Origin of the sequence: Pseudomonas sp. BF-R-24, assembly GCF_019947335.1 — a bacterium.
Taxonomy (GTDB): Bacteria; Pseudomonadota; Gammaproteobacteria; order Pseudomonadales; family Pseudomonadaceae; genus Aquipseudomonas; species Aquipseudomonas jessenii.
The window spans coordinates 1-14,848 of record NZ_JAGYGG010000022.1 but is presented as its reverse complement, the minus strand read 5'-3'; the positions used below and the strand labels follow the sequence as shown (position 1 = coordinate 14,848).

Below are 14,848 nucleotides of genomic sequence, written 5' to 3'. Positions count from 1 at the left end.
GCTGGAACGCTTGCGCGCTCCCTTGTAGGAGCGAGCCTGCTCGCGAAAAACTCAAGGACGCCGCGTTAATTCAGGTAGCCCGCGTCATCGTTGACGTCCATCGCGAGCGAGCTCGCTCCTACAGGGGCGGCCTCAGGCCGTTGCTTGCGCCATTTGCTTTTTCGGTTGCTGGCAGGATTCGCTGGCGGTCTGGTCCATGGCTTCCTGGATCGCGCGCTTGCGGCTTTCTTCGGCACGGCGGCTGAAGTACCAGACCATGAAGGTCACGATCGACACTGCCAACAGGATCAGGCTGGCCACGGCGTTGATCTCGGGCTTGACGCCCAGACGCACCGCCGAGAACACTTCCATCGGCAGGGTCGTGGAACCCGGGCCGGACACGAAGCTCGCCAGCACCAGGTCATCCAGCGACAGGGCGAACGACATCATGCCGCCGGCCGCCAGTGACGGCGCGATCATCGGAATGGTGATCAGGAAAAACACCTTGAACGGCTTCGCACCCAAGTCCATGGCCGCTTCTTCGATGGACAGGTCCAGTTCGCGAAGGCGGGCGGAGACTACCACCGCCACATAGGCGGCACAAAACGTGGTGTGGGCGATCCAGATCGTGACGATGCCACGCTCCATCGGCCAGCCGATCAACTGCGCCATGGCCACGAACAGCAGCAACAGCGACAGGCCGGTGATCACTTCAGGCATCACCAGCGGCGCGGTGACCAGGCCACCGAACAGCGTGCGGCCCTTGAAGCGTGTGACGCGGGTCAGGACGAACGCGGCCAGCGTCCCTAGTGCGACTGCCGCAATCGCGGTGTAGCAGGCGATTTCCAGCGAGCGCAGCACCGAACCCATCAACTGGCTGTTGTCGAGCAAACCGGCGTACCACTTGATCGACCAGCCACCCCACACCGTCACCAGCTTGGAGGCGTTGAACGAGTAGATCACCAGAATCAGCATCGGCAGGTAGATAAACGACAGGCCGAAAATCAGCATGAACTTTGAAAATCCGAAGCGTTTCATCCCCGTGCCTCCATCTCTTTGGCCTGGCTGCGGTTGAACAGCAGAATCGGCACAATCAGGATCAACAGCATTACCACCGCCAGGGCGGACGCCACTGGCCAGTCGCGGTTGTTGAAGAACTCTTGCCACAACACACGGCCGATCATCAGGGTTTCCGGGCCGCCCAGCAGTTCCGGAATCACGAACTCACCGACCACCGGAATGAACACCAGCATGCAACCGGCGATGATGCCGTTCTTGGCCAAAGGCACAGTGATTTTCCAGAAGCTGTTGAAGGTGCTCGAACCCAGGTCCGATGCGGCCTCCAGCAGGCTCTGGTCATGTTTGACCAGGTTGGCGTACAGCGGCAGCACCATGAACGGCAGGTATGCATAGACGACGCCTATGTAGACGGCGATGTTGGTGTTGAGGATCTCGATCGGGTGCGAGGTCAGCCCGGTCCACATCAGGAACCCGTTGAGCAGGCCGTTGTTGCTGAGGATGCCCATCCACGCATAAACGCGGATCAGGATCGCGGTCCAGGTCGGCATCATGATCAGCAGCATCAGCACGTTCTGCGCTTCCTTGCTGGCCTTGGTGATGGCGTAGGCCATCGGGAAACCGATCACCAGGCACATCACGGTGCTGAAAAACGCCACCTTCAACGAGCCCAGATAGGCGGACAGGTACAGCTCATCCTCGCCCAGCAGGGTGTAGTTGCCGATGTTGAGCAACAGCTGGAATTTCTGCTCGGCGAAGGTGTAGATCTCCGAGTAGGGCGGAATGGCCAGGGCCGCTTCCGAGAAGCTGATCTTCATCACCAGGAAGAACGGCAACATGAAGAACAGGAACAGCCAGATGAACGGAATCCCGATGACGAACTTGCGCCCGCTGGGGACCCACCTCAGGAATTGCTGATTGAAGGTTTTCATGCGCGCAGTACCACGCCGCTGTCGTCTTCCCACCACACGTAGACCTGATCGTCCCAGGTCGGACGCGCACCACGGCGTTCGGCGTTGGCCATGAACGACTGGACGATCTTGCCCCCAGGCAGTTCGACGTAGAACACCGAGTGCCCGCCCAGGTAGGCGATGTCATGCACTTTGCCCGCGGACCAGTTGTAGCGGTTATCCGGCTTGACGGTGCTGACCAGCAGTTTTTCCGGGCGGATCGCGTAGGTGATCGACTTGTCCTGCACCGAAGTGCTGACGCCGTGACCGACGTAGATCTTCTGCTCCAGGTCCGGGCTGTGGATGATCGCGTGACCTTCCAGGTCCTCGACCACGGTGCCGTCGAAGGCGTTCACGTTGCCGATGAATTCGCAGACCATGCGGCTGACCGGTGCTTCATAAATGTCCACCGGGCTGCCGATCTGGGCGATCCAGCCCAGGTGCATGATCGCGATACGCTGGGCCATGGTCATGGCCTCTTCCTGGTCGTGGGTCACCATCACGCAGGTCACGCCCACGCGCTCGATGATCTCTACCAGCTCCAATTGCATCTGCGAACGCAGCTTTTTATCCAGTGCGCCCATCGGTTCGTCGAGCAGCAGCAGCTTCGGACGCTTGGCCAGGGAACGGGCCAGGGCCACGCGCTGACGCTGGCCGCCGGACAGTTGGTGCGGCTTGCGCTTGGCGTACTGGGTCATGTGCACCAGGCGCAGCATCTCCTGCACCCGGGCGTCGATTTCGGCCGCTGGCAAACGGTCCTGCTTGAGGCCGAAGGCGATGTTCTGCGCTACCGTCATGTGCGGGAACAGCGCGTAGGACTGGAACATCATGTTGATCGGTCGTTCGTACGGCGGCATGTCGGTGATGTCGACACCGTCGAGCAGAATCCGGCCTTCGGTCGGGCGCTCGAAACCGGCGAGCATGCGCAGCAGGGTCGATTTGCCAGAACCGGAACCACCGAGCAGGGCGAAGATTTCACCCTGGTGGATTTCCAGGGACACATCGTCCACAGCGATGGTTTCGTCGAACTTCTTGGTGACGCGATCGATTTTCACCAACACCTTTTTCGGTGCCTGGTGACCCTCAAGAGCCTTCCTGTAGATGCTGGAGGCGTTTGCCATGTGAAACTCCCAACAGGTTTCAGTCGCCCGGCCAACACGGCCCGGCTTAATAGTGGATTGCAAACCCTTATCAGATGATGTCCGTCAGTCCAACGCAGTACCCTGTGGGAGCGGGCTTGCTCGCGAAAGCGGTGTGTCAGGCGACATCTGTGTTGATTGTGTCGCTGCCTTCGCGAGCAAGCCCGCTCCCACATGGGGTTGCATCAGGTTGACCGGCATTGCACTGCGGCCGGGTTTATTCGGCGCCGCCATCCTGGCTGCCTGGTCGTACTTGTTGTTATTGCAGTGTGTTGTTTTCGCGAGCGGGGCACGCACAAGCGCCTGCCCGCTCGCGTTGGGCAGTCAATCGTTGAATGTGGGTATCAGGTCGTCAGCTCGAGTGACGCAGCGCCGCCCGTTGCCGGCAGGCTTCGCCGAACGCCTGGAAAATACTCAAATAAGGAGGGTTGTTCAGCACTTGCCATTCCGGGTGCCATTGCACGCCGAGGGCAAAGGCCTTGCTGTGCTCGACGGAGATCGCCTCGATCAGGCCATCGGGCGCGACGGCTTCGGCGCGCAGGCCGGGCGCGAGGCGGTCGATGCCCTGGCTGTGAATCGAGTTCACGTGGAACACCGCAGGCAGCTCCAGCGTTTCGAACACACCGCCGGGCTGCACATTCACCTCATGGGCGGGTGCGTATTGCACGGCCAGGTCCGGATGGTCGGCCTCGCGATGGTCGAGCAAGCCAGGCAGTTCATGGACCTTCTGATGCAGGCTGCCACCGAACGCCACATTCATTTCCTGGAAACCACGGCAGATGCCGAGCACCGGCACGCCCGCTGCAATAGCGGCGCGGATCAGGGGAAGGGTGGTGGCATCCCGCGCCGGATCATGATCCGTGCCGGGGGCGCTGTCGGGGCCTTGATAGTGGAAGGGTTCCACGTTCGACGGCGAGCCGGTCAGCAACAGACCGTCGAGCTGCGGCAGCAGGTCATCGATTTCGGTCAGGTCGCCTAAGGAAGGAATAACGACAGGCAGCCCCAGCGCCGCAGCGCTGACAGCACGCAAGTACTTGTCACCGCTGATGTGGTAGGGGTGCAGGCCAATCTGTTTGACGCACGCAGTAACGCCGATCAATGGCTTGAGTGCCATTTTTATCACCTCGAAGTTTCACACTTGAACGAGCTTTTCCGGAGCTTAGCCTTGTTGATTTTAATTAACAACTCTCATGTAAAAAATTCTAAACGCCGCACGTCCGATCTTCAGGGTTTACGCGTGTTTGAGGGCGTATCTGGCACTCTCGTCCCCCTGAGAGGCCCGAAAATAAACGTTGAAAGGCCAGGTGTTCGCTATTGACTTCACTTTGCCTTTCGGATTGACTGGGCTCGTGAAAGGGCGGTGAACATAATAATTAACAGTAAAAAAATAGGTGCATCATGTCGGTCCCTCTGCGTGCCGTTCAACTCAACGAAGCAAACGCATTCCTTAAGAAACATCCTGAGGTTTTGTACGTCGACCTTCTGATTGCGGATATGAACGGTGTGGTGCGCGGCAAGCGCATCGAGCGCACCAGTCTTCATAAGGTTTACGAGAAAGGCATCAACCTGCCGGCCTCTCTGTTTGCTCTGGACATCAATGGTTCCACGGTGGAAAGCACCGGCCTGGGTCTGGACATCGGCGATGCCGACCGGATCTGCTACCCGATCCCCGGCACCCTCAGCATCGAGCCATGGCAGAAGCGCCCGACCGCGCAACTGTTGATGACCATGCACGAAATCGAAGGCGAGCCATTCTTCGCCGACCCGCGTGAAGTGCTGGCCAATATCGTGCGCAAGTTCGACGACATGGGCCTGACCATCTGCGCCGCGTTCGAACTGGAGTTCTACCTGATCGACCAGGACAACGTGAACGGTCGTCCGCAATCGCCACGTTCGCCGGTGTCCGGCAAGCGTCCGATGTCGACCCAGGTGTACCTGATCGACGACCTCGACGAATACGTCGATTGCCTGCAAGACATCCTCGAAGGCGCGAAAGAGCAGGGCATCCCGGCTGACGCCATCGTCAAGGAAAGCGCCCCGGCGCAATTCGAAGTCAACCTGCATCACGTGGCTGACCCGATCAAGGCCTGCGACTACGCGGTCCTGCTCAAGCGTCTGGTGAAGAACATCGCCTACGACCACGAGATGGACACCACCTTCATGGCCAAGCCGTATCCGGGCCAGGCAGGTAACGGTCTGCACGTGCACATTTCGATTCTCGACAAAGAAGGCAACAACATCTTTGCCAGCGAGGATCCCGAGCAGAACGCCGCGCTGCGACACGCGATCGGCGGTGTGCTCGAGACCCTGCCGGCGCAGATGGCGTTCCTTTGCCCGAACGTCAACTCGTACCGTCGTTTCGGCGCACAGTTCTATGTACCGAACTCGCCGAGCTGGGGCATCGATAACCGCACCGTGGCCGTGCGTGTACCGACCGGCTCCAAGGACGCCGTGCGCATCGAGCATCGTGTAGCCGGTGCCGACGCCAACCCGTACCTGCTGATGGCATCGGTATTGGCCGGTGTTCACCACGGTCTGACCAACCAGATCGAACCGGGTGCACCGGTGGAAGGCAACAGCTACGAGCAGAACGAGCAGAGCCTGCCGAACAACCTGCGCGACGCACTGCGCGAGCTGGACGACAGCGAAGTCATGGCGCGCTACATCGACCCGATGTACATCGACGTGTTCGTGGCGTGCAAGGAAAGCGAGCTGGCCGAGTTCGAGAACTCCATCTCCGACCTTGAGTACAACTGGTACTTGCACACCGTTTAAGACGGATCACACCGATCAACTGTGGGAGCGGGCTTGCTCGCGAAGAGGGCGGCACAGTCAACACTGATGTCGACTGACACATCGCCTTCGCGAGCAAGCCCGCTCCCACAGGGGATCGTATTTCCAAGGTCGTAATTGGTTGGCGTTCAATCCGGCGACCACCTATTCCCCTGCGTCGAGTCACAACCATGACAAACACTCGCAGCGATTGGGAGCAGCGCTTCCAGTCCCTAACCATCGAAGGTCGCGCATTCATTGACGGCCAATACTGCGCAGCCGCCAGCGGCGCGACGTTCGAATGCATCAGCCCCGTGGATGGTCGTTTCCTGGCGAACGTCGCCAGCACCGACGAAGCCGATGCCAATGCAGCGGTCGCCGTGGCGCGCCGGACCTTCGAATCCGGCGTGTGGGCCAACCTGGCCCCGGCTGAGCGCAAGCGCATCCTGATCCGTTTCGCCGACCTGATCCTGGCGAACCAGGAAGAACTGGCCCTGCTCGAAACCCTCGACATGGGCAAGCCGATCAGCGACTCCATGAGCATCGACATTCCGGCGACCGCCAACGCGATCCGCTGGACCGCCGAAGCCATCGACAAGATCTACGACGAAGTCGCCGCCACGCCCCAGGATCAACTGGGCCTGGTGACCCGCGAAGCGGCCGGCGTGGTCGCGGCCATCGTGCCGTGGAACTTCCCGTTGATCATGGCCAGCTGGAAATTCGCCCCGGCCCTGGCGATGGGCAACTCGTTCATCCTCAAGCCTTCGGAAAAGTCCCCGCTGACCGCGATCCGCATCGCGCAGCTGGCGCTGGATGCCGGCATCCCGAAAGGTGTGTTCAACGTCCTGCCGGGCTACGGCCACACCGTTGGCAAGGCGCTGGCGTTGCACATGGACGTCGACGTGCTGGCCTTCACCGGCTCCACGGCGATTGCCAAGCAGCTGATGGTTTACGCCGGGCAGAGCAACATGAAACGCGTCTGGGCCGAAGCCGGGGGCAAGAGCCCGAACGTGGTGTTCGCCGACGCGCCGGATCTGCGCGCGGCAGCACAGGCGGCGGCCAGTGGCATCGCCTTCAACCAGGGTGAAGTCTGCACTGCCGGTTCTCGCTTGCTGGTGGAACGTTCAATTCGCGAGCAATTCATTCCATTGTTGGTGGAAGCCCTGCAAGCCTGGAAACCGGGCCACGCCCTCGACCCTGCGACCACCGTCGGCGCGGTCGTCGACCAGCGTCAACTGGACAACGTACTGCGCTACATCGGCATCGGCAAAGAGCAGGGCGCCAAACTGATCGCCGGCGGCAGCCGCACCCTCGAAGACACCGGTGGCCTGTACGTGGAACCGGCGATTTTCGACGGCGTGACCAACGCCATGACCATCGCCCGGGAAGAAATCTTCGGCCCGGTGCTGTCGGTTATCACCTTCGACACCTTCGATGAAGCCCTGGCGATTGCCAACGACAGCATCTTCGGCCTGGCCGCCGGTGTATGGACCAGCAACCTGAGCAAGGCCCACACCTTCGCCCGTGGCCTGCGTGCTGGCAGCGTCTGGGTCAACCAGTACGACGGCGGCGACATGACCGCGCCGTTCGGCGGGTTCAAGCAGTCGGGTAACGGTCGGGACAAATCGCTGCACGCGTTCGACAAGTACACCGAACTCAAGGCGACCTGGATCAAGCTCTGATAACAATAAAGCGACGGTCGCCGGCTCTGTCGGCGGCCATCGGAGAACTGTATGAAACAAGCACATGTAAACAGCTACTACGCCGCCACCCGCAACTTCACCGGTGATTTCCCGGTGCTGGAAGGGGCGGTGGACTGCGACGTCTGCGTGATCGGCGCTGGCTACACCGGCCTGTCCTCGGCCCTGTTCCTCGCCGAAGCGGGCTACAGCGTGACCGTGCTCGAAGCGGCCAAAGTCGGCTTCGGCGCCAGCGGTCGCAACGGTGGTCAACTGGTCAACTCCTATAGCCGCGACGTCGATGTCATCGAAGAGCGCTACGGCGACAAGACTGCCGAAGTCCTCGGCAGCATGATCTTCGAAGGCGCCGACATCATCCGTCAGCGCATACAGCACTACGACATCCAGTGCGACTACCGCCCCGGCGGCATCTTCGCGGCGATGAACAAAAAGCAACTCAAGGGCCTGGCCGAACAGAAGAAGAGCTGGGAACGTTACGGCAACAAGAACCTGAAAATGCTCGACGCGGCCGACATCAAGCGCGAAGTGGGTTCCGACGCCTACGTCGGCGGCCTGCTGGACATGCAGGGCGGCCACATTCACCCACTGAACCTGGCCCTGGGCGAGGCCTCGGCCATCATCGGCCTGGGTGGCAAGATCTACGAGCAATCGGCGGCGGTGGAAATCACCTACGGCGAGCCCATCACCGTGCGCACCGCCAAAGGCGTGGTGAAGGCCAAGTACCTGCTGATCGCCGGTAACGCCTACCTGCCGCAGGGCCTGGACAACCGCGTGACCAGCAAGAGCATGCCGTGCGGTTCGCAGATCGTCGTCACCGAGCCGTTGTCTGAAAAGCAGGCCCGAAGCCTGATCACCAACAACTACTGCGTGGAAGACTGCAACTACCTGCTCGACTACTACCGCCTGACCGCCGACAACCGCCTGCTGTACGGCGGCGGCGTGGTCTACGGTGCACGCGAGCCGGACGACATCGAACAACTGATCCGCCCGAAGATCCTCAAGACCTTCCCGCAATTGAAGGACGTGAAGATCGACTACCGCTGGACCGGCAACTTCCTGCTGACCATGTCGCGCATGCCGCAATTCGGCCGTATCGAAAAAAACGCCTACTACATGCAGGGCTACAGCGGCCACGGCGTCACCTGTTCGCACCTGGCCGGCAAACTGATCTCGGAAATGATCCGTGGCGACGCCGAGCGCTTCGATGCATTTGCCTCGCTGCCGCACATGCCGATGATCGGCGGGCGTACCTTCTCGGCGCCGTTGACCGCCCTCGGCGCGGTGTACTACTCGCTGCGTGACCGTTTCGGCATCTAAGCTTTACCTCGCCGGCGGCATCTCCCCAAAGGGTGCCGCCGGCTTTTTAATACCAGAAACACCAAATCCCCTGTGGGAGCGAGCTTGCTCGCGATAGCGGTCTGATATTCGACATTGATGTTGACTGACCCGCCACCATCGCGAGCAAGCTCGCTCCCACAGGTCTTGTGTCTTGACTCAGAATTATCATCAACAGGTTCTTTTTTTCTGCCGTTTATCGAACCTGCTGAGCATTACGAACAAACGTGATTTAATAGCCGCCTTTCACGTTTCCGGGACCGGAAAACGGCGTGATCCGCGCCTGCACTCCACCCCTCCATTATCCCTGTAGGAGCGAGCCTGCTCGCGAAAGCGTTGGTTGAGTCGACATCAATGTTGAAGGTCAGATCGCAATCGCGAACAAGCTCGCTCCTACGGGTTGGCACATAAGGCTGTCATGGACACGGGCTCACGACTCAAATTAGTACGCGAAAGCTACAAACTGTCCCAGCGCGAGCTGGCCCGGCGTAGCGGCGTCACCAATGCAACCATCTCCCTGATCGAACAGAATCGGGTCAGTCCTTCCGTCAGCTCCCTGAAGAAACTGCTGGAGGGCATCCCCATGTCCCTGGCCGACTTCTTCACCTTCGATCAGCCGCCGCGCGAACACCAGTACGTCTTCCGCGCCAACGAACAGCCCGACCTCGGCCGCCATGGCCTGCGCCTGCTGCTGATCGGCGCGTCCGTGCCAAGCCGGCAGATGCGCTTGCTGCGCGAGCAATACGCACCGGGCGCAAGCTCGGGCGAAGAGCCGATCGTGCATTCCGAAGGCGAGGAGTGTGGGTTGGTGACCCGGGGTACCGTGGAGTTGACCGTGGATGGCCAGGTGAGTGTGCTCAACGCCGGGGACGGCTATTACTTCCCGACGACCTTGCCGCACCGGTTTCGCAATATCGGGGCGGATGAGGCGGAAATCATCAGCGCCAACACACCGGCGAACTTCTGATAACCGCTTTGCGGGCAGGGTTCATCAGGATCCAGCCGTTAAAACCCGCCTCTGATGCGGGTTTTTTTATAATTTGAATCTGGTTTTGGCCAGGCCTCTTGAATGTGCAGTGTTGGTCATTTCCAATGCTCAAGACGAAATACTGCACCCTTTGCGGGTTATTTCGATCTGTTGGTAGTCGGCACGCGTTTCTTTCTGCAGGGTGGCCAACAGAGATAAAGTGGCTTGCGGATCATTGAGCGGTAATGTCTTGAGTACCTCGACATCAACATCCCACCACTTGCTGTTGATCAGCGCTTCAATCAACTCGGGTGTGTGCCGATACTTGACAACTTTTGCCGGGGTGCCGGCAACAATGGCGTACGGTGGCACGTCATGGGCAACCAGGGCGCGGGTTGCGATGACCGCGCCGGTGCCTATGGTCACGCCTTCCAGGATCATCGCACTATGGCCGATCCAGACGTCATGCCCAATCGTGATGTCCGCAACCTCCGGGTCGTAAACCAGCGCCGTGTCGGTATATTGAAAGGGATGTGAACTGAGCCAGTCCAACGGATGCGAGCTCTTTTGTTGGCCGATAAAACAGCTGCTGCCAATGGAGCAAAACCTGCCAATGGATGAGACTGCCGAAAGGACGCAGTCACTGCGGATATAAGTATGCGCACCAATTTCCAGCTTTTTTGACTCTATGACCACATGCCCAAGCGTCACGCCTTCTTCAATGGTCAGTGTTGATCTTTTGTGCAGCGACAATAAACCGCCCGCCACTTTGCATTTGTGTTTGCGGATCCATCTTTTCCAGTAACTATTTCGCAAATAACTAATTATTGTTTTCATGAACCGCTGTCTTGGATATCCGTTATCGGGCATGGCCCGGCCCCATGAGCCAACGACGAGTCTAAATGAATCGGCCGGGGTAGATGAACTTTTTAGACGTTACTCAAAAACGGTTTTTGCGCGTTTCAGTCTGCTGATGGCTGCTGTAGCCAACTGAACGATGGCCATTGAAAACCCGCAGAAATGCGGGTTTTTTGTGCTTGAACAATGTCACTGCTTCTTCGGCCCCTCAAACCCCCGCTGCTCGATCACGCCAAACACATCCCGCACATCCTGAAGCAGAATCCGCGAAATGTTGGTGACGGTGTTGATGTCGTTTTCGGCGTAGTCGGGGAGGCTGGTGCAGGCCATGAGGTTGAGGTATTGCAGGACGGCGTTGAGGCGTTCGGCGGCGCAGTTGTGGAGTTCGCGCAGCGGGGCGTCGCTGTCGATGAGGAGGACGGGGTAGCTGGTGGCGATTTGTTTCATGGGGGTGAAGCGGGGATGCGGACTGTTAGTCGTCATAAGTAAAACTTCCTCGTATCTGTAAGAAGAACTACTCCCGGTCGCTGCGATTCGAATGGGGTGGTAGCTATGTGCGGGTTCGCAGACCGAGGATACGAGGAACCCGGCAGACCCGAAGATCTCCCACACACAGCCACCATAAAGCGACATGCGGGCGCAGATGCGACCGTCATCGGCTTGATGGACTGCAAGGTTACTACACGTATCTACAGGGCTGCGAAACCCTGTCGCCAACTCAAGTCAGCGACGGGCGCACATTAGGTGTCGATCTCCTGTGCTGCAACCGGCCTGTAGGACGCCAAATGCCCCCTGTGGCGAGGGAGCTTGCTCCCGTTCGGCGGCTCTGCTGCCGTAAAACCGGGCACTGCGATGGGTCTGAGGAAATGAGTTGCAAAGGATCAGGGTCGCTTCGCAGCCCAGCGGGAACGAGCTCCCTCGCCACAAAGGGACAAGTCCTACAAATTTTCCAGACGTCAAGATTGAACGTTCGTCGGATGGCGGGTTGCTACCATCGCAATTGCCTGCCGATATCAACACGGCTGCTACGCTTGGTCGTTGCAGTGCCCGAGTTCCATTCCTGCTCACGCTGCAAGGGTAATCACGGAGTGCGACATCCATTCCTGTCGGCAACCTGCACGGAGGCAGGCGATGGCGATCAAAAGCATGGCCGATTCGACTGCGGCGGGGAGTCCCGAGCCGCTCGATCGGGAAGAAATCGAGCGGGTGCTGGCGCTGTTGCTGGTCAGCCCGTTGTTTGCCAAGTCCAGGCGCATGGGCAGTCTGTTGCGCTTTCTGGTCGAGCACGACCTTCAGGCTTGCAATACGCCGCTGACCGAACACGCCATCGGCATCGCGGTGTTTCGTCGTGACCCGGCAGTGTATTGCACGGGCGACGATCCGGTGGTTCGAGTGCAGGTGGGGCGCTTGCGGCGCAAGCTCGCAGCGCATTACGCCGGCAACGGCCAGCAGGACCCGGTGCGCTTGAGCATTCCACCCGGGTGTTATCGCTTGACCTACCAGCGGCTGCGGCCCAAGGGCGTCGGCACTCGCCATCCCGTGGTCCAGATCCAGCCGTTTACCTGCCTCACCCGCGATGGCGATGACTTTACCCGGGGCTTGTGCGAGGAGTTGAGCTGCCGACTGTTCGAGTCGTTCGAGCAGGCGCAGACCGGGACCAATCATGTGTTGATGCGGGTGGCACGCAACAGCGAGCCGGTACCGGACTTCAAGCGTGGCGGGCGTTACAGCTATTGCCTGGAGGGCAGCGTGCGGGTCGAGCCTTCGCGGGTGCGAGCGTCATTGCGTCTGGTGGATGTGGCGCAGGGGCGGATTCGCTGGTCGGCGCAGTTCGATCGTGATCGACCCCATGGCATCGCCACCCAGGAGGACCTCGCGCAGTCGATCTGTCGCTCGCTGACGGGCTACTTCGCCACGGCGGGCAAAGAGGAGTGAAAGGGCAACCGCAAGGTTGCCCCGGCATGACGGTTACACGGTTTTCCACTGACCGCCTTCGTAAAGGCGACCTGCGGTGTTATCGAACGTCAAGTCGATTTCGATCGCCTTGGAGCGTGAGGTACTGAACATGGTGCTGGTCTGTACGTTCTGTTCGAACCACACGAGGATGGTTTCCACCGGCGTCAGTACGGTTTCACCGGTGACCACCTGATCCACCGCAACGTAAATGGGGGTGCTGACCTGATTGCCATCAATGCCGGTAGATAACTGGTTGATACCCGGATGGATGGGGTCGTAGTCATTTACAAAGGTTATGGAAATGTTCGGTCCCCCGGTAACCGCCGAACTCAGCAGACCGTGCTCATCGAGTGTCGATGTTTGCCCCAGGCCGATATTGACGATGTTGGTCGAGACTTTGACCTGCACATTTGCCTTGAACAGGTTGGACGCAAACAGCTGATATTGAGGCGTCCAACTGAACTCGTTGTTGCTCAGGTAAGCATCATAGGACTGCCAGACCACGTTGTAGTCGGCGTCACCCACCTTCTTGGCAAAGCACAGCTTGTAGCCTGACTTCTTGAGCAGCGCCAGGTCGCCGGCGGCGATTTCGATGGTGACGGTTTTTTGCGAAGCCGCCAGGGCCGACCTCAGTACCCGGCCGTAATCCGCCGCTTTCAGTTGCGTTGCACCCATGATCGACTTGACGGCTTCTTGCACATCATTGTGAAGCTGCTGGCTCTGTTGGCTGACAGCGATTGATTTGCTCATGGTTTCCTTCTTCCTTGGTGGTGTGTTGGGCAAACAATGGGCTGCTGGCGCTTGGCGCTGCTGTCCATTGACGGCTTCACTCTAGGGGCGAGGGGCAGGGCGGCTAAGTGTCTTGGTGTTACAAGCGGGTATCGGGGGTGTATCAGGGGCCGGGGCCGCCCCGCCTTGACCTCAGGCGGCCCGGGCATCGGCCCAGACGAAGTTCCAGCTCGTGCGTTTACCCTTGGCGATCTCGATCAGCTTGTTCTCGTACACCGTGTGATTGACCACGCCGGTGTAGGTCAGGGCGCGGGCGGCATTGGTTCCGGTGACCTCTCCCGGCTTGCCGCCCGACTCGACCATGGCTTTTTTCATGTCGGCATCCGACGGGGCGCTGCTCTGGTTTTTTTCCACTTTGACGAAACTCATGATTCACCTCTTCCGTGATGGGGGGATCGGTGCCAGCGCGGGCCGACAACTCGACGACCCTGTTCCACACCGACGGCCATACTCTATTGGCCAGTTCGGCGGCGCAGAAGTGACAACTGCGGCGCTGAGGTAACAATCGGGAAACAGCGCCACGCATTGAAGTATCTGCGACGTATCAAGCGTGGATTCACATCGAAGAAGGTTGCGGCGAATGCCCGGACGTGAAACCTGGCTTCGAGCGGATGAGCGCAGACGATTCATGGCTCTGTGACTCGATGGAACCAACTACGTCAATAGCGTCTAAATTTCAGGGAACATTTCCCACCACGAAGGAGCGACTCATGTTCAGGTCTCGATCTTTGATTGCAGCAATCACCTGTTTGACCCTGATCAGCGGCTCGGCGACGGCGCTGGCCGATCCCGGTAACGGCCAGGGTAACGGGAAGGCCAGCCATGGCAACCAGGGCAGTCATGGCAACAAGAACAAGAATTCCGGCGGTGGGGACTGGAGCAATGGCCCGAGCATCAACCGCAGCAGCGTGCTCCAGATCATTGGCGTGAATACGGGCTACTGGAGCCCCGGGCCTGATTTACCACCGGGCATTCAAAAGAACCTTGCCCGAGGCAAGCCGCTTCCACCCGGCATCGCCAAAAAACTGGATGGCCGGCTGGTCGGCAGGCTGCCCCACTACGATGGCTACGAATGGCAGCAGGTCGGCACGGACCTGATCCTGGTTGCGCTGGCCACCGGGCTTGTCTATGAAATTCTCGACGGTGCGTTTGATTAACGTGTGGAAGGTTTTCCCGTTGACTGAGGGTGCTCCAGCCGTCTGTCGTGGCACTTGAACTGTCCGAGGGATATCGCGTCATACGTCACGCGATATCAACCTCCTACGGAAGCAATCATGCTTTTTAAAAACAAGAGTCTCGTTGCTGTAATGTCATGCGCCATGATGCTTGCAGCCGCTCCGTTACTCCCTGATGGCCTGTCGATCATGGGTTCCGCATACGCGAAGG

General features: G+C 59.4%; 14 protein-coding genes. 6 read left to right on the top strand and 8 right to left on the bottom strand.

Going from position 1 to position 14,848, the window contains the following annotated elements:
• Positions 1 to 132: 132 nt before the first annotated feature.
• From KGA98_RS17950 to KGA98_RS17935, 4 genes are all read right to left on the bottom strand, one after another.
• Complete coding sequence (locus tag KGA98_RS17950) at positions 133 to 1,017, bottom strand: ABC transporter permease subunit (protein ID WP_223502958.1); 885 nt, start codon at positions 1,015 to 1,017, stop codon at positions 133 to 135.
• Entirely contained in the window at positions 1,014 to 1,928 is a 915-nt protein-coding gene (locus KGA98_RS17945; RefSeq protein ID WP_150814396.1) for an ABC transporter permease subunit, read from the bottom strand. The genes KGA98_RS17950 and KGA98_RS17945 overlap by 4 nt, the downstream gene beginning before the upstream one ends.
• The gene (gene potA / locus KGA98_RS17940; protein WP_102672777.1) at positions 1,925 to 3,067 is read right to left on the bottom strand and encodes a polyamine ABC transporter ATP-binding protein; all 1,143 of its coding nucleotides are present in this window, start codon (positions 3,065 to 3,067) and stop codon (positions 1,925 to 1,927) included. The genes KGA98_RS17945 and potA overlap by 4 nt, the downstream gene beginning before the upstream one ends.
• A 370-nt stretch (positions 3,068 to 3,437) precedes the next feature.
• Complete coding sequence (locus KGA98_RS17935; RefSeq protein ID WP_223502955.1) at positions 3,438 to 4,199, bottom strand: gamma-glutamyl-gamma-aminobutyrate hydrolase family protein; 762 nt, start codon at positions 4,197 to 4,199, stop codon at positions 3,438 to 3,440.
• Positions 4,200 to 4,483: 284 nt separating this feature from the next.
• On the opposite strand from KGA98_RS17935, the gene KGA98_RS17930 reads away from it, so the two are divergent.
• From KGA98_RS17930 to KGA98_RS17915, 4 genes are all read left to right on the top strand, one after another.
• Positions 4,484 to 5,860, top strand: coding sequence for a glutamine synthetase family protein (locus KGA98_RS17930; RefSeq protein ID WP_090456168.1), 1,377 nt, complete (start codon positions 4,484 to 4,486; stop codon positions 5,858 to 5,860).
• Positions 5,861 to 6,048: 188 nt separating this feature from the next.
• Positions 6,049 to 7,539 carry an aldehyde dehydrogenase gene (locus KGA98_RS17925; RefSeq protein ID WP_223502953.1) on the top strand — a complete coding sequence of 497 codons (1,491 nt, stop codon included), beginning with the start codon at positions 6,049 to 6,051 and terminating at the stop codon, positions 7,537 to 7,539.
• A 51-nt stretch (positions 7,540 to 7,590) separates the two neighbouring features.
• The gene (locus tag KGA98_RS17920) at positions 7,591 to 8,874 is read left to right on the top strand and encodes an NAD(P)/FAD-dependent oxidoreductase (RefSeq protein WP_150814400.1); all 1,284 of its coding nucleotides are present in this window, start codon (positions 7,591 to 7,593) and stop codon (positions 8,872 to 8,874) included.
• Positions 8,875 to 9,310: 436 nt separating this feature from the next.
• Positions 9,311 to 9,859 (top strand): cupin domain-containing protein, encoded by a 549-nt coding sequence (locus KGA98_RS17915; RefSeq protein WP_007975263.1) that lies wholly within the window; start codon positions 9,311 to 9,313, stop codon positions 9,857 to 9,859.
• Between the two features lie 129 nt (positions 9,860 to 9,988).
• On the opposite strand, the gene KGA98_RS17910 is transcribed toward KGA98_RS17915, so the two are convergent.
• Positions 9,989 to 10,696, bottom strand: a complete 708-nt coding sequence (locus KGA98_RS17910) for a CatB-related O-acetyltransferase (protein ID WP_223503064.1) — start codon at positions 10,694 to 10,696, stop codon at positions 9,989 to 9,991.
• Between the two features lie 210 nt (positions 10,697 to 10,906).
• Positions 10,907 to 11,200 (bottom strand): fructose-bisphosphate aldolase, encoded by a 294-nt coding sequence (locus KGA98_RS17905; protein WP_150814401.1) that lies wholly within the window; start codon positions 11,198 to 11,200, stop codon positions 10,907 to 10,909.
• Between the two features lie 648 nt (positions 11,201 to 11,848).
• On the opposite strand from KGA98_RS17905, the gene KGA98_RS17900 reads away from it, so the two are divergent.
• Entirely contained in the window at positions 11,849 to 12,652 is an 804-nt protein-coding gene (locus KGA98_RS17900) for a hypothetical protein (protein WP_223502952.1), read from the top strand.
• Between the two features lie 33 nt (positions 12,653 to 12,685).
• On the opposite strand, the gene KGA98_RS17895 is transcribed toward KGA98_RS17900, so the two are convergent.
• Complete coding sequence (locus tag KGA98_RS17895; RefSeq protein ID WP_150814404.1) at positions 12,686 to 13,423, bottom strand: hypothetical protein; 738 nt, start codon at positions 13,421 to 13,423, stop codon at positions 12,686 to 12,688.
• Positions 13,424 to 13,594: 171 nt separating this feature from the next.
• The gene (locus KGA98_RS17890; protein ID WP_223502950.1) at positions 13,595 to 13,831 is read right to left on the bottom strand and encodes a hypothetical protein; all 237 of its coding nucleotides are present in this window, start codon (positions 13,829 to 13,831) and stop codon (positions 13,595 to 13,597) included.
• A 341-nt stretch (positions 13,832 to 14,172) separates the two neighbouring features.
• Between KGA98_RS17890 and KGA98_RS17885 the strand changes: the two genes are divergently transcribed.
• Positions 14,173 to 14,619, top strand: coding sequence for an anti-virulence regulator CigR family protein (locus KGA98_RS17885; RefSeq protein ID WP_223502948.1), 447 nt, complete (start codon positions 14,173 to 14,175; stop codon positions 14,617 to 14,619).
• Positions 14,620 to 14,848 lie beyond the last annotated feature (229 nt).

What these genes read in the sequence shown, in the direction of transcription:
- KGA98_RS17885 (WP_223502948.1), top strand. Translation starts at nt 14,173, where the DNA reads ATGTTCAGGTCTCGATCTTTGATTGCAGCAATCACCTGTTTGACCCTG.
- KGA98_RS17895 (WP_150814404.1), bottom strand. Translation starts at nt 13,423, where the DNA reads ATGAGCAAATCAATCGCTGTCAGCCAACAGAGCCAGCAGCTTCACAAT.
- KGA98_RS17935 (WP_223502955.1), bottom strand. Translation starts at nt 4,199, where the DNA reads ATGGCACTCAAGCCATTGATCGGCGTTACTGCGTGCGTCAAACAGATT.
- KGA98_RS17915 (WP_007975263.1), top strand. Translation starts at nt 9,311, where the DNA reads ATGGACACGGGCTCACGACTCAAATTAGTACGCGAAAGCTACAAACTG.
- KGA98_RS17930 (WP_090456168.1), top strand. Translation starts at nt 4,484, where the DNA reads ATGTCGGTCCCTCTGCGTGCCGTTCAACTCAACGAAGCAAACGCATTC.
- KGA98_RS17905 (WP_150814401.1), bottom strand. Translation starts at nt 11,200, where the DNA reads ATGACGACTAACAGTCCGCATCCCCGCTTCACCCCCATGAAACAAATC.
- KGA98_RS17950 (WP_223502958.1), bottom strand. Translation starts at nt 1,017, where the DNA reads ATGAAACGCTTCGGATTTTCAAAGTTCATGCTGATTTTCGGCCTGTCG.
- KGA98_RS17900 (WP_223502952.1), top strand. Translation starts at nt 11,849, where the DNA reads ATGGCGATCAAAAGCATGGCCGATTCGACTGCGGCGGGGAGTCCCGAG.
- KGA98_RS17920 (WP_150814400.1), top strand. Translation starts at nt 7,591, where the DNA reads ATGAAACAAGCACATGTAAACAGCTACTACGCCGCCACCCGCAACTTC.
- KGA98_RS17945 (WP_150814396.1), bottom strand. Translation starts at nt 1,928, where the DNA reads ATGAAAACCTTCAATCAGCAATTCCTGAGGTGGGTCCCCAGCGGGCGC.
- KGA98_RS17910 (WP_223503064.1), bottom strand. Translation starts at nt 10,696, where the DNA reads ATGAAAACAATAATTAGTTATTTGCGAAATAGTTACTGGAAAAGATGG.
- KGA98_RS17925 (WP_223502953.1), top strand. Translation starts at nt 6,049, where the DNA reads ATGACAAACACTCGCAGCGATTGGGAGCAGCGCTTCCAGTCCCTAACC.
- potA (WP_102672777.1), bottom strand. Translation starts at nt 3,067, where the DNA reads ATGGCAAACGCCTCCAGCATCTACAGGAAGGCTCTTGAGGGTCACCAG.
- KGA98_RS17890 (WP_223502950.1), bottom strand. Translation starts at nt 13,831, where the DNA reads ATGAGTTTCGTCAAAGTGGAAAAAAACCAGAGCAGCGCCCCGTCGGAT.